Source organism: Marinicrinis sediminis (genome assembly GCF_042685085.1).
Taxonomy (GTDB): Bacteria; Bacillota; Bacilli; order Paenibacillales; family KCTC-33676; genus Marinicrinis; species Marinicrinis sediminis.
In genome coordinates this window covers 292291-311118 of the sequence record NZ_JBHUMM010000001.1, presented here as the reverse complement: position 1 = coordinate 311118, position 18828 = coordinate 292291, and the positions used below count along the sequence as shown (strand labels likewise).

The following is an 18828-nucleotide window of genomic DNA, read 5'->3' as shown; positions in this document are numbered from 1 at the left end:
AATAACGAGTTTTCAGGCCATGTCTCGCTTTTTCCTCACGTTGAGGGAGAAGCGGGACATGGCTTATTTTCGTGTACCGCCACAAACAGTTCGACATCAGTGTGGTCATCAAATAAAAGCTGTTTCAGATCATGGACCTCAATCATCTCTCCTGTGAGGGTAAGACGGTGCTGACTGGCAAACGTCTGAACCGTATATGGCCATTTGGCATCGTCCAGTACCTCACTGTCCCTTTCTTCGATGTTCGTGAAAGTGAAGGCAGCTTTTGGACAATGGAAGTGAATGAACGTTCGAACAGGGTAGATGAAATCTTCATCCTGCTCGACTTCGAAATAGGTGGTTTCCTTTTCATTTTCCGCTGATTCGTCTGATTCACCATCAAAAGAGGACAGGTACACAAGCTGTTCCTGTTCCGTGTCCAGAATCGTGTATTGGGATCTCGGTTTCGCTTCGAGAGCTTTCAGTTTGAACGTCTTTTGTACCATTTTATATTGAAAAGGGGTGATTTTCTCCATTTCACATGCCTTTAAGAGCTTGTTTCTTTGATGTGTTTTCGTTTGAATCTCCGCTTCGAGGAGTTGAATGCGGGACTGGAACGAGGCTTTTCTGCTCTTTGCATCGTGCGTATGAAGCCATTCCCTGATTTCGTCCAGACTGAATCCGAGGCTTCGCATCAGGTTAATGCGATAGAGCTCGTAATAATCTTCGTCTGAGAAGACATGGTATTGATTGGCACTCCGTTCCGCTTTTAGCAAGCCTTTCTTCTCCCAGTGTCTGATCGTGTCCTTGCTAATGCCGATCCATTCACTCAATTGTCCCATTCGGTACGTTTTCTTTTTGGTCATGGTGTGACTCCATTCATTTTTTGTCATCCAATTTGCCAGTTGACTGTGGACTTGGTCTACCCTTTATCATTCATCTTAGCACAACCATCCCATTACTTACTGACAAAAGGAGCTGGTTACATTGAATCACCATGAATACTGGGAGCACTATTACCGACAGCACGCGAATCCATGGACAGAACCGGATGAAGCGGTGGTGCAGTGGGCACAACAAAGGCCCCATAGCGAGAAAACAGGGAAGGCCATTGATCTTGGAGCAGGAGAAGGAGGGAATAGCATATGGCTGGCGGAGAACGGCTGGCAGGTCACCAGTGTAGAGATGGCTTCGTCTGCGATCGAAGTCATTGAACGGGAGTCTGAACGAAGAAAGCTTAGCATACAGACTTTTGCAGGAGATATGAGAAAGCTTGACCTGCGTGCTTCATTTGACTTCATCCTCCTGTCGTATATTCATTTCTCGCCAGCGGATCGAAAGGCGCTCTTTCATACCTGGATGCCCCGCTTAGCGGCTGGCGGCGTATGGATGTACCTGGGGTTCTGGAAGGACCGGGATACGTTGCCGGAGTGGGCAGACCCAGAGGAATTCCCCCATGCTTCACAGATTGCGTCTGAAATGCAAATGCATGAGAATATGGTCGTGCTGGAAGCGTCGGATACTAGAAAGTGCATTCCTGTTGATCATGATCAACGTTATTTTGAAGGAAGCATCACAAAAGTGATTGTAAAAAAAGAAGGTTTCTGAACCTTCTTTTTTTGTACGATCCCTGATCAACGATCCCTGATCATCTATTCCTTATATGATTTTCTCATATTCTTCTCTTATCTAAATTTCATACCGGTAGGTCTGGCCGCGTTCCAGGAAGGTCATGCTGCCGGTTTTGCCTATGAAGTCAGGCTGTTCATCTCCGTAATGCATAAGCTGGATGCAGCTCTGGATAGAGGCGGGCAAGGACAACAGTTCATCCAGCGTCGTGTGGACAGCTCCTTGACCAGTCAGCTGACACTCATGAAGAATATATTCGGTACCCTCCTGATGCAGTTGCTGAAGCAAATCGGGGGCAAACGTCATATCGGCACTGTAAAACAGTTTCTGATTCCATAAGAGCGAATAACTGTCCTTGCCGGGAATGTGGTCGGTGTGCACCAGGGTGAGATCGAGTCCATCAGTTAGTGAAAACGGGGTGCCAGGCACTAGCGGCTGGACTTCAAAGAAATCTGCCAGGCTGCGGTGCTGCTGATCCTCGAGGCCGGCACGCAGACAATGCTCCCAAAGTGGGGTGACCAAGGTGTCGGCGATATACAAGGTGGGTTTAGCCGACGAACTGAACTTGCGCCGGAAGGCCAGTTCCTCCAGACCGCCTACATGATCTGCATGCAGATGGGTGACAATGACGCCCTCTAATTGTTCAAGTGGCTGTTGCAACTGGTGCAGTGCCATCATGGCCGTATGTCCACAGTCGATGAGCAGTTTTTGCTGGTCAGGCAGTTCCAGGAGTGCGTTGTTATTGCCAAATGACTTGGAAAAAGCACTGCCGGTTCCCAGCATCGTAAGTTGAAGCAACACGATGACATCCTCCTTCTGATTCGAAAAGGGGTATAGGCTTGGTTCTTCTTTATCTCATTCTATATAAAAGGCTGGTTTCCTTCTGTTTGTTAGACTTTTCCATCTCACAGGGTGTGTGAAAACAGACAGGATTATGCACGAAGAGGAAATAAACCGGTTTATAATCCGATCAAGAAATCGCAAGGGGATTAAACATAGGAATTGGAGGAGGTAGAGGACTCAACATTTTTCTCGCGCATCGCTTGAATAATGAGGCCATCAAGCTCCTGACTGATGGAGAGTACCTCGGGATGCATGAAATCATAGGCATGTTTTTGTGCGGTGTCCTCGAGTTGCAGTTTCAAGCACTTGATTCGCTTTTGCAGGCCAATCTGTTTGGTCATAGCGCTCTTCCTTTGTAAATGATTCATGAATAAACGGGGACATTATATTTATCATACAATACTTGTGGTGACAGAAGGAGAAAATCGAAGCACTTGAATTGTTGTTGAAATCTGTAAAAAGCTATAATATAATCTAAAACTTTAGGGTGTCTTGTATACTACTAGACAAACGAACAAATGTTCGTATATAATAATGGCTAAGATACATCGTTCAATGAGATGGGAGCATGACACAATATGAATGCATATCCCGACTGGAATATCCATGATTACATGGTAACTCGTTATTTGATGAAAGCCATGGAGCGTGATCGCACAGACGTACAGACCTTTAAGCTGGGCAAAGTATGGAACTTCTGGATGGATGGCCTGATCCATAAGGTGGAGCAGCAGCACATTCAGGTGAAGAAAAACCTGAGGGCGGCTGGCTGCAAAATCGTGCTGGAGGAAGTGATGGACAACCGCATGATCCATGTCATGTATGTGCATCGCGGGTATGAGCATCATTGCTATATGATGCCAACGGTTCTGAAGGGAAAATGCGAGGAACGGCTCCGGTCACTGCTATCCACCCAGACAGCCGGATTTCCCGGGGAATCGCAGCATTCTACAACATCCAACAATACTGCCCGCTCTACTTCCTGAATCCTGTAACATCTCAATGATTTTTAATTCTTCTGCATGCTTCTCAATTCTTCGTAATGTTTCACATTGCTCTTCATGTTCCGTGCTTCTGAAGGGTGCCCTTTCACCGAATGAACAGCCCTCGCATATACTGGTCATCGTGAAGGCAGGAGGTGACGGCAATGGACATTCAATGGAAGGGAAACAAATATACGAATTTCAGCAGCAGACAAGGGTACGTGCCCTTTGTTATCGTCAATCACATTTCTGTCGGTTCCATGTCCAGCATGGATGCCTGGTTTACGAGTCCCGAGAATCGGGTGTCATCGGCGCATTTTGGCGTTTCCAGACAGGGAGCGATTCATCAGTACGTAGACATTGAACGAATGGCCTGGACACAGGGAATCCCGGACAAACAGATTCCGCGAGCCACGGCGCAAGTTGTGCAGAAGATGGGGGTTAATCCCAATCTGTACGCGGTCTCGATCGAGCATGAGGGAAAGGTGGGCAACCTGACAGAGGCTCAATTCGAGGCTTCGGTCTGGCTGCACCGGTATATCCAGGATCGTATATTCGATCAATGGCAGCGATCGTTTCCGCTCGATACGTATCACGTCATTGGACATGACCAGGTGAATCCGTCCGGCAAGCCCTATTGCCCGGGACCTCAGTTTCCGTGGGAGCGACTGTATGCGGCGTTGGGTCAGGTAGACCGTGTGAAGGAGGAGCAGCTAATGGAGGACATCAGAGAGCGAATGGCGGAGCTTGAGAAATGGCATGAAGAGCTGTCTGGACAGGTGCGCGCGCTGGAGCGTCTGCATGCCTTGCCCCAGGTGCCGGAATGGGCGAGTGAAGCCGTCGATGCAGCGGTGAAGCAAGGGCTGGTATTAAATCCGGAGCAGAGCTCCTATGATTTTTACCGTGTATTGACGATCCTGCATCGCAAGGGATTGATCTAGCGCATCCCGCATCGTGAGGGATGCATCTGGTCCATATAGCAGGCACAGAAGAGGCAGTCTGAGGTCAGCAGGATAAGCAGAGGAGAAGGGACTCGCGGGTCGATAATCCGGGATAGCCATCTCGGATTTTTTTGTGGGAGACCGCAACTTCAGAAGCGGGAGGGAGTATACATGTACAGGTAAAGATTTGGAGGGTGCGAGAATGAAGTTACGCAAAATGATAACGGTGGTCTGCCTGCTGGCCGTGACGACCACGACTTCTGTATACGCCAGCGATGTGTATGAATGGTTCAAGGCAAAAGAAGTAAAGGTGTCCGTCAATGGCAGTGGACTGGATTCCAAAGGATATTTGACAGAAGATGGGAAAACCTATTTGCCTCTGAGAGAAATTACGAATACGCTTCAGGGAATTGTCGTTTGGGATGCACAGAATCAGACCGTCAAAATCAACAAACCGAATGTACATATCTCTCTTTTATATGTGAAGGACAACAAAAATCTGGTGCCGTTCGGGGATGTCGAGAAGGGCAAGCATGAATTTGTCATCTTTACACAGGTGGACAGCCTGTACACCCGCGTCAATGCGATCAAAACGGTCGTGGAGGATATTTACGGCAAAAACATTTACACCTATGAGCATGATATTCAAAATCCCAAGGAAAACTTTTATGTCACCACGCCGTCCATTCAGGTAGACTTCAAGCATATCGGCAAATATACCGTGAAGCTGTACATGAAGCAGGATGGAAACAGTTCGTACTCCCTGGTGTCAGAGCGAGTGATCCGGTCCTTGGCTCCTTGATCCCTTGAAGGGAATGGGGCAAGCGTTTGATTCTCTGCGCTGCATTTGCTACCATGAGGTGGACTGAACCATTCCAATACAGAAATGAGGATTTAAATCAATGAGCGAAAATCATGAGAATGAAGAACAGTTCTCTGTCATGATTCCCGACGAAGAGGGAAATGAAGTCGAAATGCTAATCGTAGATTCATTTGAGGTAGATGGTTTGCCTTACGCTGTCCTGCTGGAAAAGCACGACATGGATGCGGATGCGGTCATTTTGAAGCTGACGGAAAAAGACGGAGATACGTATCTGGAAGATATCTCGGACGATGCTGAATGGGCAAAAGTCGAAGCAGCTTACAACCAACTGGTCGATGATCAGGACGAAGTGTAAGTGATAAAAAAACAAGTCGTCGTTACCTCCATAGCGGATGGGCACGGCGACTTGTCTATTTTGGAGAAAAAGTAGCACTATCGCGCTATTTGCGTGGATTAAAATACATCGTACGTCCGTTGAAAAGCTGCAGCTCGGCCTGCAGTTTTTTGGCTATGTATTTGCACAGTTCATTGGCCTTCGCCTTATCCCCATGCGTGGCTCCTTCTGGCAGGACGACCTGAACGTAATGAAGGGGTTCTTCATCCCGTTCTTCTGTATCCGTACCAAGAACCATATACCGGTACTTCTCATTCTTCCCTTTTAAATAGAACCAGCGGTTCTCCCCTTCCGTCTTTGTTTCAATCGTGTACGGAAAAGCAGCTTCCTCATACGTCCATCCAAGTTGCTTGCCGGTTCGCGTCGTCTGCTCCTGATATTGATAGAGCTGTTCCTTCAATTCATCAAGTGATAGAGAAGAAACCCCAGACCCTTTTACAAAGCGAATAAATGCACTCTGACTCAAGACGTTCACCACCTTCGTTTCATACGTTCATGATAGCATGCTTCTATGCCGATGACAACGAATCCGCACGCTCTCGTTCGATATTTCGCCATAAAAAACTGTGAGGCTCCGAATAGCTATAACATCATAGCATATGCTATATTATAGCTAGATTTGTATAAATTTTCTGAAAATTTGGGATAAAGGAGGAACTGAGATGTTTGAAACCTTGTATCACGTTTCAGAGAGAACGCAGGTCGATTTTATTGGCGCTGCATCAGAGAATGCACGATATGATCTGGCTATTGTCTACACACGCAATTTCTTCGACAAACCGATTGTGATCTGCCTGCAAACAGGAAAATCACTGCCGCTTAGTCAGGAGGATTTGCAAGAAGACCTGATTGCCCGTACGTTTCGTCTCAAGCCGGCAGAGGCAGCCGAAATTTGCATGCTGCTCCATGAAAAGCTGCCATTGATGTCAAGCAGAGAGCAATATGCCTGAGTAAATGATTGCGAATATAGCATATGCGATGATGATGATGTTGCATGGGCACATAGACACATCAAAGCCCCTTGGCTGAACGACCACAACCGCTGTGGCCGAATAGCAAGGGGCTTTGTCATGCCCGGGATTAAAAAATCGCGGACGTCTCTACAATGACCTTGACCATTTCAATGTTTTTGTCTTCAGGACCTTGGACAGGAAGACCAACTTCCAGATGCTCGATGATATAATCGATATTTTCCTGCGAGATGACTTCACCCGGCAACAGAATCGGAATGCCTGGCGGATAAACCATAATAAATTCGGCAATAATCCGTCCCGCTGCTGCCTTGAGCGGGATGATCTCTGTATCGGCATAGAAAGCGTCCCGTGGTGACAGCGACAGATGTGGAATCTCCGGGGTTTTGACCCGAACCTGATTAGCTTCCTTCAGAATGAAATGCTTGCTGGCGATTTCCTGCATCGCCTGAATCAGGGTATCAATCGTCTCCTGCGTATCGCCAGGCGTGACGATACAAAGGATATTGTACAGATCGCTCATTTCCACTTCGATGTTGTAAGTTTCACGAAGCTGATTCTCGACTTCATAACCCGTTATACCGAGCTGCCTTACATGAACCGTCAGCTTGGTCGGGTCAAAGTCATAGGTGGCTTCTTCCCCCAAGATTTCCTCACCGAAGCAGTACAGTCCATCGATTTCGTTCATTTGCTGGCGTGCATAGGCAGAGAGCTCCAGAGAGCGCTGGGCCAGTTCACGCCCCTGAAGGGCCAACTGCTTGCGAGCCGTGTCCAGAGAGCCGAGCAGCAGATAAGAGGTAGAGGTCGTCGTCAGCATGCTGATGATCGCCTGTACCCGTTTCGGATTGACACGCCCTTCCTTCATATTGAGTACCGAGCTTTGTGTTAACGAGCCGCCCAGTTTATGTACACTGGTTGCAGCCATGTCTGCGCCTGCCTGCATGGCGGACAGCGGAAGTTCCTCATGAAAGTGAATGTGTACGCCATGAGCCTCGTCCACGAGCACGGGCATGTCGTAGCTGTGCACCAGATCGACAATGGCTTTCAAGTGCGTGCAGATACCAAAATAAGTCGGATTGATCACGAGCACGGCTTTGGCGTCCGGGTGCAGCTCCAGAGCCTTGCGTACGGCCCGAAGCGTAATACCGTGTGCAATCCCCAGCTTTTCATCCATTTGTGGGGAGATGAACACGGGTTTTGCTCCAGCAAAAATAATGGCGGACAAGACCGATTTGTGTACATTGCGCGGAATGATGATTTTGTCACCTTCCTTGCATACAGACATGATCATCGTCATGATCGCGCCGCTGGTGCCCTGGACGGAGAAGAAGGTATGGTCTGCGCCAAAAGCGGCAGCAGCCAGTTCCTGGGCTTCCTGAATAATGCCGTGCGGCTGGTGAAGATCATCCAGAGGTGCTATATTGATAAGGTCGATGGAGAGCGCAGGATCACCGATAAATTCCCGGAACTCATTCTCCATGCCGACCCCTTTCTTATGTCCTGGAATATGAAACTGAAGCGGATTGCGCCCTGCATGTGCCTTGAGGGCTGTAAATAAAGGTGTGCGGCTCTGATCCATGGTGTGCACATCGTTCCCTTCGCTAAAAATTAAACAAGCAGAGTATAACAAAAATAAGCATCGATTGCCATTAAATTTTAGCTTGTCTATGATCCTGTTGACACATACGTGAAAGTTTTGTTGAAAAGTTGTATTCCGCCAGAAAAAAAAGGTAAGATAGAGCGTGAGTTTAACTTTACGGCATCATAGATCCAGCGAATCACCCTCGCCTGACAGGTTGCTGCAAGGCATGCAACTGAGATAGAGAGAATAGCTTGAGGCATCAAATAGGAGGCAACCGTTCGTATGAAAAAGCAGCTTGGAACCATTATGGTTCTACTCATCACCGTGTTTTTGGGATTTGCCATCATTATACCGGTCGTACCTGAAGTCCTGGAAGGGCAGGAGTTTCATCTCGGACTGCTGCTGGCCTTATACTCGGCCGCTTCGTTCCTGATGTCCCCGATATGGGGTCGCATCTCTGATCGGGTAGGCCGAAAGCCGATTATCATGATCGGAACGATTGGCTTCAGCATTAGTTTCCTGATCTTCGGGATCGGGATTGAATCATTGACCTGGATGTATGTGTCGAGAATTTTGGGTGGCCTGTTCTCGGGCGCAGTGACTAGCTCTGCGGTAGCTTATGTGGCAGATATTACGACCGATGAAAATCGGACGAAGGGGATGGGACTGGTCGGCATGTCTATCGGCCTTGGCTTTATTTTCGGGCCCTTTATCGGGGGCGCCTTGAGCCAGTTCGGCTATGCCGTTCCGTTTTATGTATCCTCTGTGCTCTCGCTGGTCATCTTCGGTTTCGTGGCCAAGTATGTGACCGAGTCGCTCACCTCCGAGGAACGAGCAGCGCGGCACAAGAAGAAAGGCTCCTTTAAACAGGCCTTTGCCGGTCGGATGAAGTATTTGTACATCATGGGTTTTCTGGTGGCTTTCACGCTGGCAGGATTGGAGAGTACGTTCCAGTTTTTCCAAATGAGCAAGATCGGGATCACGCCTTTTGGCGCCGGCGGGATGCTGGCGATCAGCGGCGTTGTGGGCGCCTTTATTCAGGGCGGTGTTATTCGCAGATATGCGAAGAAGGGACAGGAAACCTCGTTTATCTTGGCCGGGATTTTGCTCTCAGCTGTTGGATTCTTCTTGATTCTCTTCTCCACCAACTATGTAACCGCCACAATCTTCCTCTGTGTATTCAGTGCAGGGAACGCGTTGCTCAGACCGTGCATTACCTCGCTCATTACGCAAAAAACACCGGTCAACCAGGGCGTGGCCACAGGCTTCAGCTCCTCAATGGATAGCTTGGGCCGGATTACGGGGCCTTTGTTGGCAACCGGATTGTTTGAAATCAATATCGAGCTGCCTTTCATCTGGGGCGGCATTATCTGCCTGTTTGCTCTCAGCTTCCTGTACGGATATTTGAAGCAGGACCGCAAAGAGTTGACCGAACCGGTATAGAGCAGAATAAAAACACGGAGGAAGCAGTTAGGCTGCGACCTCCGTGTTTTTGTTTGCGTCATGTGATTGACAGCCTTCCAGCTATCGCGATGATGTTCCGAAATACGTATCCAGGTAAGATTGCCATTCCTCTAAGGAAGAGAGAGGTATTTTCGTCTTGTGGCCCTGATCCGTTCGGGTGAAAGTATGAAGAGAAAGCGAGATTTTTCCTGTTTCCGTCACTTTGCTAATGAGCTTGTTTTGCTTGAAGCGGGTATTCGGCTCTTGTTCATAGTAGCGACACATCGGTAAAAAGACGTCGAAGCTGACAGGTTCCAGATGAACCTTCATCTCGGGTTGCCATTGCTGCTCGTCTTCCGGATTTCCGCTGAGCGGCTGTTTCTGCAGGCACCATGTAGCGGGATCGGCAGACTCGTTGGACAGGGGAAGGAACCGAAAATGTCCATGCGGATCTAAAATCGGCTTCGATAATCGCAAGGGCAGCGGATAGGTAAAGACGCCGCCCGTTCCGACATCACAGAGCCACGATTGCCCTTCTACGTCCACCTTCAGGGCAGCGTGGGAATGTTCGGGATTCCAGGTCTGCGCGCTCTCATTCCAGAATGAGGTAGACAGGTAGGATACTTGAAAGGAGAGGGCTTCTAGCGCGCTTTTGAACAGCGGATTGACCTCGAAGCACAGACCGCCTTCCCCGTTCAGGGCTTGCTGCAGAAAAGCAACCGGATTCAGCTGAAACGGCTGGCCTTCATACAGGCGAAAGTTTTCGAACGGAATGGATTTCATATGTGCTCGGTGCAACTGACGAAGCAAAGCGACAGAAGGCTGTCGCTTTGCTTCATGCTGGAATGCCACGCCGATTCGCTTCAAATACGCCTCCAAGCGGGCAGGTTCCAGTGGCGAAGATGTCAGGCTATTCATTCAGGCTTTAGTCCTTTCGTAATAAATTGAACCGTCCATTCAATTTCCTGTTCGTCATGCCAGTCCAGTTCCGGAAGCAGGATGAAACGGGAAATTAAAAAGCCGAATATGGAGCCTACTGTAAATCTTAATACCGCAGAGGAAGGGAGATCGATAATTTCCCCTTTCTGCTGGTAATAGACCACGGCGTTTGTTAATTTGCTTACCACCTGCTTCGATACGATATCCTTGTATTCCTCTCTCAGATCCGGATGAAAAGGAATTTCCTGCAGCATGATTTTCAGCATGGGCAAGTTTTTTTTGGCAAATGCGAGACGGTTGATCAAGATGGCCCGCAAGAAATCCCCATACGTTTCATAACGCGATTCCAGCACTTTGTGAAAATCTCTCAGGACGAAGGGCGCAATGAATTTGGCCATGACCGGTGTGACGATGGAGAGCAGCAATTCCTTTTTGGTTTTGTAGTGGCGGAAGATGGTTCCTTCCGCTACGCCTGCGCGCTGGGCAATTTCACTGGTCGAGGAAGCTGCATAGCCTTTCTCGGCAAATACTTCGATCGCGGACTGCAATATTTTCAGCTGCTTCTGCGTTTTTTTGTCGTTCTGATCGATTTGGGAAGAGAGTTCCTGCAACCATTCGGCCAGATCATCCGGCTCACGCTCGTCTGAGCGTGAAACGATGCTGTTGCGGGTTGAGGACGCTGCTTCCTTGTTGTCGTTCTCTCGAGACGCATCCGGCGTCATATTCATTCACACCCTTTCCATGACTCGGTCTCATAGCCTCATAGCGAGGCACCAGAATTTATAGCTTGCGATGCTTGCGCAGGGCAAAGATATTTGCCGTCATGAAGACAAGTGAGAAACCGAGCAAAAACAACAGGTCTGTCGCAATTTCGGCAAAGCCGTTTCCTCGAATCATGACTTCGCGCAGCGCATCGGCTGCATAACTGAGCGGGATGACATAACTGATGGCTCGCAGCCAGGCATCCATACTGTCCAGATTGAACAATCCGGAGAAAAACACCTGTGGCACCACCACTAGCGGTATAAATTGTATCATTTGAAATTCGTTTTGGGCAAATGCGGACAGGAGCGTGCCGAGTGTCAGCGCTGTTAATGCTAGCAGCAAGGTGATCAGCAGGACATACCAGAACGAACCCACCATCATCATATCGAGGATGCTGACGGAGAACCAGGCAATCAGGGCGGCTTGCAGCAGCGTGAATAGCCCAAATCCGCCAATATATCCAAACACAATCTCACTGCGACGGATCGGGGAAGCGAGCAATCGTTCCAGTGTACCGCCCGTTCGCTCTCTTAGAAATGAAATACCGGATATTAGGAAAACAAAGAAAAAGGCGAAGAATCCGACGAGCACCGGACCAAAATAGTCAAAGGAAGCCATGTCGCTTGAACCGTGCAGATAGGAAATAGCCGAGTCCAGATCAACGCCATTGGAGCCGGATTGCTGAAGGACCGCTTGCACGGACATCATGACCGACTGATTCACGGACGGATCGCTGCCTTCGAGCAGGATGGCAGGCACCCCATTCTGGAAGCTGAGAATCGCGTCCAGCTCCTGTTCAGCCAAGAGCGCTTCCGCTTCTTGGAGGCTGTCGTGTGCATACACGTCTGCGCCTGTTTCTTCCAGTTGAGCCGTGAAAGGGGCAGGGAGGTCCATGACCGCGATTTGCGGACGGTAATCCCCCTGGAATACGAGAGACATGAGAAACAGGATACCGAGGGGAGCCAGCAGCATCAAGGCCAGGGTCCGTTTATCCCCGATGAATTGCTTCAGGATACGGATGACAAGTGTACGGATTCTCATGATGCATTCCCTCCATTTCCGAATATAAGAAAGGCTTCTTCAATCGAATCGCTGTCAGCCTTCTGCATCAGTTCTTGTGGACTGCCAAAAGCAGTCAGGTGTCCGGCTCTCAAAAAACCGAGCAAATCACAATGCGTCGCTTCATCCATCACATGAGTCGTTACCAGGATCGTGACCCCTTCTTCTGTGCACAGTCGGTTCAGCTCCTTCCAGATCGACTTGCGCAAGATGGGATCGATGCCTACGGTCGGTTCGTCCAGAATGAGCAAGGATGGGGAATGCAGCAAAGAAATGGCAAGCGACAGTCTACGCTTCATCCCGCCTGAATACTGATGAATTTTCTTGTGAAGATGCTCACTCAGGTTAACCAGGCTCATCACTTCTTCGATTCTGGCCCGAAGTGGCTTTCCGCGCAGGCCATACAACTCACCGAAAAAAATCAGATTGTCGAGGGCACTCAGTTCATTGTACAGCGCATCTGATTGTGCCATATACCCCAGCTTGGAAAGCATCTGGAACTGCGGCATTTTCTCTCCCATGACATGGACGGTCCCTTGGGAGGCCGTGTCGATGCCGGCAATCAGTTTGACGAGGGTGGTCTTGCCAGATCCGGAAGGACCCAGCAGTCCGCAGATTTGCTGGCGGGGAATTTGCATGGAGATGTCATGCAGCACTTGCTGCGTACCGAAGCTTCGATTCACATGAGACAGTTTAATCCACACTTGCGATTCCATATTACGCATGTTTAGCACCTCTTTTTGTTCATCATGTAATTAAAGTGAGTAATCACTCATTTATGTATAGCATAAAGGATGATATCAAAAATGTAAAGTGAGTAATCACTCATTAATTTAAATAAAACTCGACTTTTTAGACTATTTGGTCTAAAATGATAAATAGAAACCATCAAATGTGTTGCATTCGTTCAGTGTAGGGAGTCATGGACTGAAGGAGGAGAGTCGAAATGCAAAAGCTGTTGGTAGCGGGAGCAAGCGGATATTTGGGAAGATATATGGTGATGGAGTTGAAGAAGGCGGGCTACTGGGTGAGAGTGCTCGTCCGGGATGCAGAGGCACTGAAACGGGGAGGGCATGATGATGCGCCCGCCGTGTATGGACAGGCCGATGAAGTGTGGAAAGCCGACTTATTGCGTCCAGAGACGATGAAACAGGCTTTTGAAGGGATGGATGGGGTGTTTTCTGCTGTGGGCATGACGAGGCAGAAAGGAACGGCGTCATTTATGGATATTGACTATCAGGCCAACTTGAATTTGCTGAAGCTGGCCGAACAATATGGAGCAGGTTATATGATGTATGTCCATGCTCATGGAGCGGAAGGCTGCAAGTCTCAGTTGATTCGAGCCAAGCAGCGGTTTGTAGAACAATTGAAGAACAGCCCCATTCCTCACCTTGTCATTCAGCCGACCGGCTATTATTCGGATATGTCGGAGATGCTGAAAATGGCTCGAAAGGGGACGGTCTATTTGATTGGAAAGGGAGAGCACCGGATGAACCCGATCCATGGTCGTGATCTGGCGGCCTTTTGTGTGCAGTGTCTGACACCGTTCTCAAGCAGCAGTGCGTCCAAGGGCAAGCCTGCAGATGGCGGAGTGTACAGTGTTGGAGGGCCTGAAGTGTATACGTATCGACAAATGGCAGAGTTGGCAAGGGAGTCCTCCGGTCGCAATGGGAAAATAGTGTCTGTGCCCGTTTGGCTATTAAAGAGCCTGTATCCGATTTTGTGGCTGTTTAGTCGGAAGCGATATCATTTGCTGCGGTTTTTCTTGTTTGCGATGACGCATGATGTGGTGGCGCCGACTCACGGCAGCCAGACACTAGAAGACTATTACCAATCCTGGACAGAGAAAGGAACAGCGAGTGATGAAGAAGTCTCAGCGAACGAAACAAAGACTGGTTGAAGCCGCCATCCGGGTCATTATGCGGGAAGGGATCGAGCATGTTTCAGTGAATCAAGTGATTGAAGAAGCGGGGAGCAGCAAGGGGAGTTTTTATTATTATTTTAAGGATCTGGATGCTTTGCTCCAGGCAGCTTTCTTGTACAACCTGGAACGAAGCCTGCAGGATTTCTCCATCGAAGCAGATAAATCCATGCAGGAAAATCTTCGTCTTTTCGGGCAATATCTGATTGACAGTGCAACAGACAAGAGGTCGGAGCTGGCCATGATGTTTCTGTGGATTAGCAAATGCTATCAGGATGATGGCTTGCGGGCCTCATTTGCGAAGATGCAATCTTCAATTGTGGACCACAATTCGGTGACGGAGCAGTTTGTCCGTCAATACGAACTGTCTGCAGAGAAACTGCTCATGCTCGACATGGCTGTGCTCGGGCTGCTCGTCCATGCGATGATGCTCGAAGACAGAGAGCAATTGCTGTCTGTCTGGGTTCGTCTTAGTGAGGCGATATGCCAACTCCCGTAGTCTTCCTAGCGAGATTGATCGCGGTTGATGCGGTACGGAAAGGTCAGACGGGCAATCCAACGGTAAGCTTGTAGATGGGAAGCAATTGTGTATAGGTCGCTTTGATGGCAGCCAGCAGCTTGTCCCCATCTTGTACCGTTTCATCTTGCGGAGAATAATGACGTCCGATAAGCAATTCCGCCTTTTTCACACGTTCGAAACGGAGGAGATGATTTTTCAAATCCTTGGATGTCAAATCTTTGGCTCGAACCGATTCCTTTTTCATATGATCAAAAGAGAGCACATCTTCATCTCCCAGTACCTCTTCAAGCAAAGCCTGTTGCTGTCGAATCTGCTTGGCCATCCGCTTTTTCTCAGGAAGCTCATAAATATATGCCAGCCAGACAAACAGATGATCATCAAACAGTCCCACCTGGAAATGGGGATGCTGCTTATACCCACGTTTGTTATGACAAAAGGCCATCCAGGTATCCTTGGGTGGATTGACGGTTCTTCTGGCGTGCTTGGCGATATGCACATGCATCTCCTGCCCGGTCAGAACGGACAAATCATCGACCAGCGCCTCTCCAATGGCCTGAAACTTCGGTTGTATGCGAGATTGTATCGCTTCCATTCTCTGCTCAAGACCTTCAATATGAAACGTATCAAAATCAATGGGTGCAAAACCTTGAAACATGATGACGTACCCCTCTCTGAAATCCGATATATCCATACTCTGTTATTCTTTAAAACGATCCATTCCTGTTTTCAGATTATAGCATAAGACACGCTGCAACATCACACATGACAATAGAGCATCGGATGGTAGCGGCATCCGCATCCTTTTCATAATGTCAATCCATTGGGATTTTCTTGCCGTCTTTTTCGAACAGATAGCAGAATGACCATTTTTATGTGCTCAAATTATAGCATCATTCATGCGAAATGTAAGCAATTCAGACATTTTAAAATCGATGATTCAAATCGACGGAGATGCGTGTACATAATAGACAGGATAGGCGATCGACCAATTTGCGTAAATTGTGAAATGAACGTAAAAAAATACATGAATTGCAGTTGCGTAAACATATACATCATTATAAGATAAGAGGAGGAACAACTTTTCAGACAATTCTGTAAAATCCTATACCAAGGAGGGATTGCCGTGAACCAAGGTTATAATATTGAATACAGTCAATTGGAGCTTCGTTTTGACCGCCGGCGAATCCAGGATTTTATTGGACAGTTAATAAAAGAAGATTATTCGTTGTATTGGAATGAGGATGCGCAGCAATTCAGCATTGTGATTCGCTCTGGAAAACAACTGGTGAAACTGAAGTTTGAACGAGCAGGTGCGCGGTACAAGATGATCGGGAATTATTCACTGGAGGATGAGAAGCTGGCAGGCATATTGGAGAAATTGATTGGAGAGTCAAGAGGGCATGCAGTCGTCAAACGATATCGCAATAAGCAAGTTCAGATTGACAATATTTTGTTTGGAGAAGTGATCAGATCGATCGAGGTGCCTCAGCAAGAGACCCGCGTGATGACGCAAACTTATGCCCCCATCATCACGGCAGATTCCGTGATACGGGCGTGGAAAAACAAACGTGCAGAAAAACGAATCCCTGTGCTGAAGCTGGAACTGGACTATGAACTTTCCAAGCTTTCCGAAGCACTGAGGGCGGAGGACTGGACGGAAGCCAATGCGAGCAAATCCAGATTGGAAGCGCTTAGATTGGAAATGCTTACACTTGAAGTATAATTTGTCCACTATAATAAATCGCATAGATCTGACAGGATAAGAGTGCAATCACATGGCTAACCCCGGTGAGCACTCTATTTTTTGTGCGCGAAAATAGGTATGAACAGGCGTTGACATGGAATCTTTCTCCATCTTATAATAAACACACGCATTACATAATCCTAATATTATAGGAATATATGAATTTATAACACATACGAAAGGAGAAAGCACCATGAGCAAAAGAATGCCTGCGTATACGCGTAAAATGTTCACTTCCGCGCGAACGCCACTAAAGGTCGTACCTATTCAGGCATGCATGGGTTTTATCGGTGGGTTTGCGGCCATCGGGTTATTGGGATGGTTGACGAACAGCAGTCCAGGGGTATGGCTGATGGCTCCGTTCGGAGCGAGTTGCGTGCTCGTATTTATTGCCTGGGAAGCCCCCTTGTCCCAGCCTCGGAATGTAGTCGGGGGTCATCTGATTTCGTCCGCGATAGGATTGCTGTTTGTCCAGTTTCAGGCTGTTCATGAGGGATGGATGGCCTTAGCCGTCGGGCTGGCCATTGCTGCCATGCATCTGACCAAAACGACGCATCCGCCTGCCGGAGCTGACCCGCTTGTTGTCATGGCCATCGGCAGCAGCTGGTCTTACTTGCTGTTTCCTGTCCTGGCAGGCTCACTGCTGATTGTCCTCCTGGCTGTGATCATGAACAACCTGCATCCTGATCGAAAATATCCATCCTTCTGGCTCTGAGGTTGAACGCATGGTTTAAATGGCATGTCTCTTCCATTCCTTGCGAGATCTTGTCGGTTTTTCAGAAAATGATTTGTACTTGTACATGAAAATAGGTAGAATAAGGGTTAGTGAATGAACAGCCAAACAAAATCAGTAAAAGGATGGAAGAGACATGTCTAAACAACAAATTGGTGTGATTGGTTTAGCCGTCATGGGAAAAAACCTGGCGCTGAACATCGAGAGCAGAGGATTCTCTGTTGCGGTCTACAACAGATCCGAAGGAAAAACGAAGGAAATGCTAGAAGAAAACCCGGACAAAAATTTATTTCCTGCCTATACAATCGAAGAATTCGTGCAATCGCTGGAAACACCGCGCAAAATTCTGATCATGGTCAAAGCTGGTGCAGCGACGGATGCGACGATCGAACAGCTCGTTCCACTGCTGGATGAAGGGGACATCATCATCGACGGAGGAAATGCACTGTTTACGGATACCCAGCGACGCAGCAAAGAGCTGGAAGCGAAAGGTCTTCGCTTTATTGGGGCTGGTGTTTCCGGTGGAGAAGAAGGCGCGCTCAAAGGCCCGGCTATTATGCCTGGCGGACAGGAAAGTGCCTATAAACTGGTTGAGCCAATCTTGACAGGTATTTCTGCAAAGGTACAGGGCGATCCTTGTTGTACATATATCGGTCCTGACGGTGCAGGTCATTATGTGAAAATGGTACACAACGGCATTGAGTATGGTGATATGCAGCTCATCTGTGAAGCCTACCATTTGCTGAGCAGTGTGCTGGGACTTGGCACGGAAGAGCTGGCGGACATTTTTGCAGAGTGGAATAAAGGTGAGCTGGACAGCTACCTGATCGAAATCACCGCAGATATCTTTACGAAGAAAGATGAAGAGACAGGCAAACCGATGGTCGATGTCATCCTCGATACAGCCGGTCAAAAGGGAACAGGCAAATGGACAAGTCAGAGCGCCCTGGACCTGGGTGTGCCATTGTCCATCATTACTGAATCGGTCTTCTCCCGCTGCATCTCCGCATTGAAGGAAGAGCGCGTGGCAGCAAGCAAAGTGCTGACCGGACCGAAGCCACAAACCTTTACAGGTGACAAGGAAGCCTTTATCGAACAAGTGCGTCAAGCGTTGTTCGCAAGCAAAATCTGTTCCTATGCGCAAGGCTTTGCTCAAATGCGTGCTGCTTCCGAAGAGTACGGCTGGGATCTGAAATACGGAAACATCTCCATGATCTTCCGTGGTGGCTGTATCATCCGCGCTCAGTTCCTACAAAAAATCAAGGACGCATACGATCGGGATGCTGAACTGAAAAATCTGTTGCTGGATCCGTACTTCCAGGAAGTTGTAGAAAACTATCAGGATGCGTGGAGAAATGTGACGTCTGTCGCGATTGCACAAGGGATTCCGGTTCCGGCCTTCGCCAGTGCCCTCACGTACTATGACAGCTACCGGACGGAGCGTCTGCCAGCCAACTTGCTTCAGGCACAGCGTGACTACTTCGGAGCGCATACCTTCCAGCGTCTTGACAAGGAAGGCAGCTTCCATTATCAATGGATGAATGAAGAAGCCTAATTGA

22 protein-coding genes are annotated in these 18828 nt (G+C 48.4%); 12 read left to right on the top strand and 10 right to left on the bottom strand.

All coding sequences use genetic code 11. The features are described 5' to 3' along the window. Positions 1-35 precede the first annotated feature (35 nt). Positions 36-845 carry a MerR family transcriptional regulator gene (locus tag ACFSUC_RS01470; protein WP_379927608.1) on the bottom strand — a complete coding sequence of 270 codons (810 nt, stop codon included), beginning with the start codon at positions 843-845 and terminating at the stop codon, positions 36-38. Between the two features lie 121 nt (positions 846-966). On the opposite strand from ACFSUC_RS01470, the gene ACFSUC_RS01465 reads away from it, so the two are divergent. After that, the gene (locus ACFSUC_RS01465) at positions 967-1587 is read left to right on the top strand and encodes a class I SAM-dependent methyltransferase (protein ID WP_379927607.1); all 621 of its coding nucleotides are present in this window, start codon (positions 967-969) and stop codon (positions 1585-1587) included. Positions 1588-1668: 81 nt separating this feature from the next. On the opposite strand, the gene ACFSUC_RS01460 is transcribed toward ACFSUC_RS01465, so the two are convergent. Beyond that, complete coding sequence (locus ACFSUC_RS01460; protein WP_379927606.1) at positions 1669-2409, bottom strand: MBL fold metallo-hydrolase; 741 nt, start codon at positions 2407-2409, stop codon at positions 1669-1671. A 188-nt stretch (positions 2410-2597) separates the two neighbouring features. Continuing rightward, positions 2598-2792, bottom strand: a complete 195-nt coding sequence (locus ACFSUC_RS01455) for an aspartyl-phosphate phosphatase Spo0E family protein (protein ID WP_379927604.1) — start codon at positions 2790-2792, stop codon at positions 2598-2600. Between the two features lie 237 nt (positions 2793-3029). Here ACFSUC_RS01455 and ACFSUC_RS01450 point away from each other — a divergent pair, with 237 nt between their 5' ends. The 4 genes from ACFSUC_RS01450 (at position 3030) to ACFSUC_RS01435 (ending at position 5553) form a co-directional block, all read left to right on the top strand. Further along, positions 3030-3437, top strand: a complete 408-nt coding sequence (locus ACFSUC_RS01450; protein WP_379927603.1) for a hypothetical protein — start codon at positions 3030-3032, stop codon at positions 3435-3437. A gap of 161 nt (positions 3438-3598) precedes the next feature. Then, entirely contained in the window at positions 3599-4375 is a 777-nt protein-coding gene (locus ACFSUC_RS01445; RefSeq protein ID WP_379927602.1) for an N-acetylmuramoyl-L-alanine amidase, read from the top strand. A gap of 202 nt (positions 4376-4577) precedes the next feature. Beyond that, positions 4578-5177, top strand: coding sequence for a stalk domain-containing protein (locus ACFSUC_RS01440; RefSeq protein WP_379927601.1), 600 nt, complete (start codon positions 4578-4580; stop codon positions 5175-5177). A 100-nt stretch (positions 5178-5277) separates the two neighbouring features. Further along, on the top strand, positions 5278-5553 hold the full coding sequence (locus ACFSUC_RS01435; RefSeq protein WP_379927600.1) for a DUF1292 domain-containing protein: 276 nt from the start codon (positions 5278-5280) through the stop codon (positions 5551-5553). A gap of 85 nt (positions 5554-5638) precedes the next feature. Here the strand turns inward: ACFSUC_RS01435 and ACFSUC_RS01430 are convergent, their stop codons facing one another. Further along, positions 5639-6058, bottom strand: a complete 420-nt coding sequence (locus ACFSUC_RS01430) for a DUF1885 family protein (RefSeq protein WP_379927599.1) — start codon at positions 6056-6058, stop codon at positions 5639-5641. Positions 6059-6254: 196 nt separating this feature from the next. Here ACFSUC_RS01430 and ACFSUC_RS01425 point away from each other — a divergent pair, with 196 nt between their 5' ends. Further along, on the top strand, positions 6255-6542 hold the full coding sequence (locus ACFSUC_RS01425) for an SAV0927 family protein (protein WP_379927598.1): 288 nt from the start codon (positions 6255-6257) through the stop codon (positions 6540-6542). 130 nt (positions 6543-6672) lie between these two features. On the opposite strand, the gene ACFSUC_RS01420 is transcribed toward ACFSUC_RS01425, so the two are convergent. Beyond that, a complete protein-coding gene (locus ACFSUC_RS01420; protein WP_379927655.1) occupies positions 6673-8142 on the bottom strand; it encodes an aminotransferase class I/II-fold pyridoxal phosphate-dependent enzyme in 1470 nt (489 codons plus the stop codon). Between the two features lie 285 nt (positions 8143-8427). On the opposite strand from ACFSUC_RS01420, the gene ACFSUC_RS01415 reads away from it, so the two are divergent. Then, on the top strand, positions 8428-9588 hold the full coding sequence (locus tag ACFSUC_RS01415; RefSeq protein WP_379927597.1) for an MFS transporter: 1161 nt from the start codon (positions 8428-8430) through the stop codon (positions 9586-9588). Between the two features lie 81 nt (positions 9589-9669). On the opposite strand, the gene ACFSUC_RS01410 is transcribed toward ACFSUC_RS01415, so the two are convergent. The 4 genes from ACFSUC_RS01410 to ACFSUC_RS01395 are packed head-to-tail and all read right to left on the bottom strand — an operon-like array spanning position 9670 to position 13067. Beyond that, positions 9670-10506, bottom strand: coding sequence for an arylamine N-acetyltransferase family protein (locus ACFSUC_RS01410; protein ID WP_379927596.1), 837 nt, complete (start codon positions 10504-10506; stop codon positions 9670-9672). Beyond that, the gene (locus ACFSUC_RS01405; protein ID WP_379927595.1) at positions 10503-11255 is read right to left on the bottom strand and encodes a TetR/AcrR family transcriptional regulator; all 753 of its coding nucleotides are present in this window, start codon (positions 11253-11255) and stop codon (positions 10503-10505) included. Before ACFSUC_RS01405 ends, ACFSUC_RS01410 begins: the two co-directional genes overlap by 4 nt. Before the next feature lie 52 nt (positions 11256-11307). Further along, positions 11308-12333: an ABC transporter permease gene (locus ACFSUC_RS01400; RefSeq protein WP_379927593.1), complete on the bottom strand. Its 1026-nt coding sequence runs from the start codon at positions 12331-12333 to the stop codon at positions 11308-11310. Next, the gene (locus ACFSUC_RS01395; protein WP_379927654.1) at positions 12330-13067 is read right to left on the bottom strand and encodes an ABC transporter ATP-binding protein; all 738 of its coding nucleotides are present in this window, start codon (positions 13065-13067) and stop codon (positions 12330-12332) included. The genes ACFSUC_RS01400 and ACFSUC_RS01395 overlap by 4 nt, the downstream gene beginning before the upstream one ends. A gap of 230 nt (positions 13068-13297) precedes the next feature. Between ACFSUC_RS01395 and ACFSUC_RS01390 the strand changes: the two genes are divergently transcribed. Together ACFSUC_RS01390 and ACFSUC_RS01385 are read left to right on the top strand one after the other, a co-directional pair. Further along, positions 13298-14251 carry an SDR family oxidoreductase gene (locus tag ACFSUC_RS01390; protein ID WP_379927592.1) on the top strand — a complete coding sequence of 318 codons (954 nt, stop codon included), beginning with the start codon at positions 13298-13300 and terminating at the stop codon, positions 14249-14251. Further along, positions 14214-14771, top strand: a complete 558-nt coding sequence (locus ACFSUC_RS01385) for a TetR/AcrR family transcriptional regulator (protein ID WP_379927591.1) — start codon at positions 14214-14216, stop codon at positions 14769-14771. Before ACFSUC_RS01390 ends, ACFSUC_RS01385 begins: the two co-directional genes overlap by 38 nt. Before the next feature lie 43 nt (positions 14772-14814). Here the strand turns inward: ACFSUC_RS01385 and ACFSUC_RS01380 are convergent, their stop codons facing one another. After that, positions 14815-15447 carry a YktB family protein gene (locus tag ACFSUC_RS01380; protein ID WP_379927590.1) on the bottom strand — a complete coding sequence of 211 codons (633 nt, stop codon included), beginning with the start codon at positions 15445-15447 and terminating at the stop codon, positions 14815-14817. Positions 15448-15915: 468 nt separating this feature from the next. Here ACFSUC_RS01380 and ACFSUC_RS01375 point away from each other — a divergent pair, with 468 nt between their 5' ends. The 3 genes from ACFSUC_RS01375 (at position 15916) to gndA (ending at position 18824) form a co-directional block, all read left to right on the top strand. Next, complete coding sequence (locus ACFSUC_RS01375; protein WP_379927589.1) at positions 15916-16515, top strand: hypothetical protein; 600 nt, start codon at positions 15916-15918, stop codon at positions 16513-16515. Positions 16516-16729: 214 nt separating this feature from the next. Continuing rightward, the gene (locus ACFSUC_RS01370; protein WP_379927588.1) at positions 16730-17251 is read left to right on the top strand and encodes an HPP family protein; all 522 of its coding nucleotides are present in this window, start codon (positions 16730-16732) and stop codon (positions 17249-17251) included. 154 nt (positions 17252-17405) lie between these two features. Then, entirely contained in the window at positions 17406-18824 is a 1419-nt protein-coding gene (gene gndA, locus ACFSUC_RS01365; protein WP_379927587.1) for an NADP-dependent phosphogluconate dehydrogenase, read from the top strand. Positions 18825-18828: the final 4 nt, after the last annotated feature.

What these genes read in the sequence shown, in the direction of transcription:
- ACFSUC_RS01470 (WP_379927608.1), bottom strand. Translation starts at nt 845, where the DNA reads ATGACCAAAAAGAAAACGTACCGAATGGGACAATTGAGTGAATGGATC.
- ACFSUC_RS01455 (WP_379927604.1), bottom strand. Translation starts at nt 2,792, where the DNA reads ATGACCAAACAGATTGGCCTGCAAAAGCGAATCAAGTGCTTGAAACTG.
- ACFSUC_RS01450 (WP_379927603.1), top strand. Translation starts at nt 3,030, where the DNA reads ATGAATGCATATCCCGACTGGAATATCCATGATTACATGGTAACTCGT.
- ACFSUC_RS01445 (WP_379927602.1), top strand. Translation starts at nt 3,599, where the DNA reads ATGGACATTCAATGGAAGGGAAACAAATATACGAATTTCAGCAGCAGA.
- ACFSUC_RS01440 (WP_379927601.1), top strand. Translation starts at nt 4,578, where the DNA reads ATGAAGTTACGCAAAATGATAACGGTGGTCTGCCTGCTGGCCGTGACG.
- ACFSUC_RS01435 (WP_379927600.1), top strand. Translation starts at nt 5,278, where the DNA reads ATGAGCGAAAATCATGAGAATGAAGAACAGTTCTCTGTCATGATTCCC.
- ACFSUC_RS01425 (WP_379927598.1), top strand. Translation starts at nt 6,255, where the DNA reads ATGTTTGAAACCTTGTATCACGTTTCAGAGAGAACGCAGGTCGATTTT.
- ACFSUC_RS01420 (WP_379927655.1), bottom strand. Translation starts at nt 8,142, where the DNA reads ATGGATCAGAGCCGCACACCTTTATTTACAGCCCTCAAGGCACATGCA.
- ACFSUC_RS01415 (WP_379927597.1), top strand. Translation starts at nt 8,428, where the DNA reads ATGAAAAAGCAGCTTGGAACCATTATGGTTCTACTCATCACCGTGTTT.
- ACFSUC_RS01410 (WP_379927596.1), bottom strand. Translation starts at nt 10,506, where the DNA reads ATGAATAGCCTGACATCTTCGCCACTGGAACCTGCCCGCTTGGAGGCG.
- ACFSUC_RS01405 (WP_379927595.1), bottom strand. Translation starts at nt 11,255, where the DNA reads ATGAATATGACGCCGGATGCGTCTCGAGAGAACGACAACAAGGAAGCA.
- ACFSUC_RS01400 (WP_379927593.1), bottom strand. Translation starts at nt 12,333, where the DNA reads ATGAGAATCCGTACACTTGTCATCCGTATCCTGAAGCAATTCATCGGG.
- ACFSUC_RS01395 (WP_379927654.1), bottom strand. Translation starts at nt 13,067, where the DNA reads ATGGAATCGCAAGTGTGGATTAAACTGTCTCATGTGAATCGAAGCTTC.
- ACFSUC_RS01390 (WP_379927592.1), top strand. Translation starts at nt 13,298, where the DNA reads ATGCAAAAGCTGTTGGTAGCGGGAGCAAGCGGATATTTGGGAAGATAT.
- ACFSUC_RS01385 (WP_379927591.1), top strand. Translation starts at nt 14,214, where the DNA reads ATGAAGAAGTCTCAGCGAACGAAACAAAGACTGGTTGAAGCCGCCATC.
- ACFSUC_RS01380 (WP_379927590.1), bottom strand. Translation starts at nt 15,447, where the DNA reads ATGTTTCAAGGTTTTGCACCCATTGATTTTGATACGTTTCATATTGAA.
- ACFSUC_RS01370 (WP_379927588.1), top strand. Translation starts at nt 16,730, where the DNA reads ATGAGCAAAAGAATGCCTGCGTATACGCGTAAAATGTTCACTTCCGCG.
- gndA (WP_379927587.1), top strand. Translation starts at nt 17,406, where the DNA reads ATGTCTAAACAACAAATTGGTGTGATTGGTTTAGCCGTCATGGGAAAA.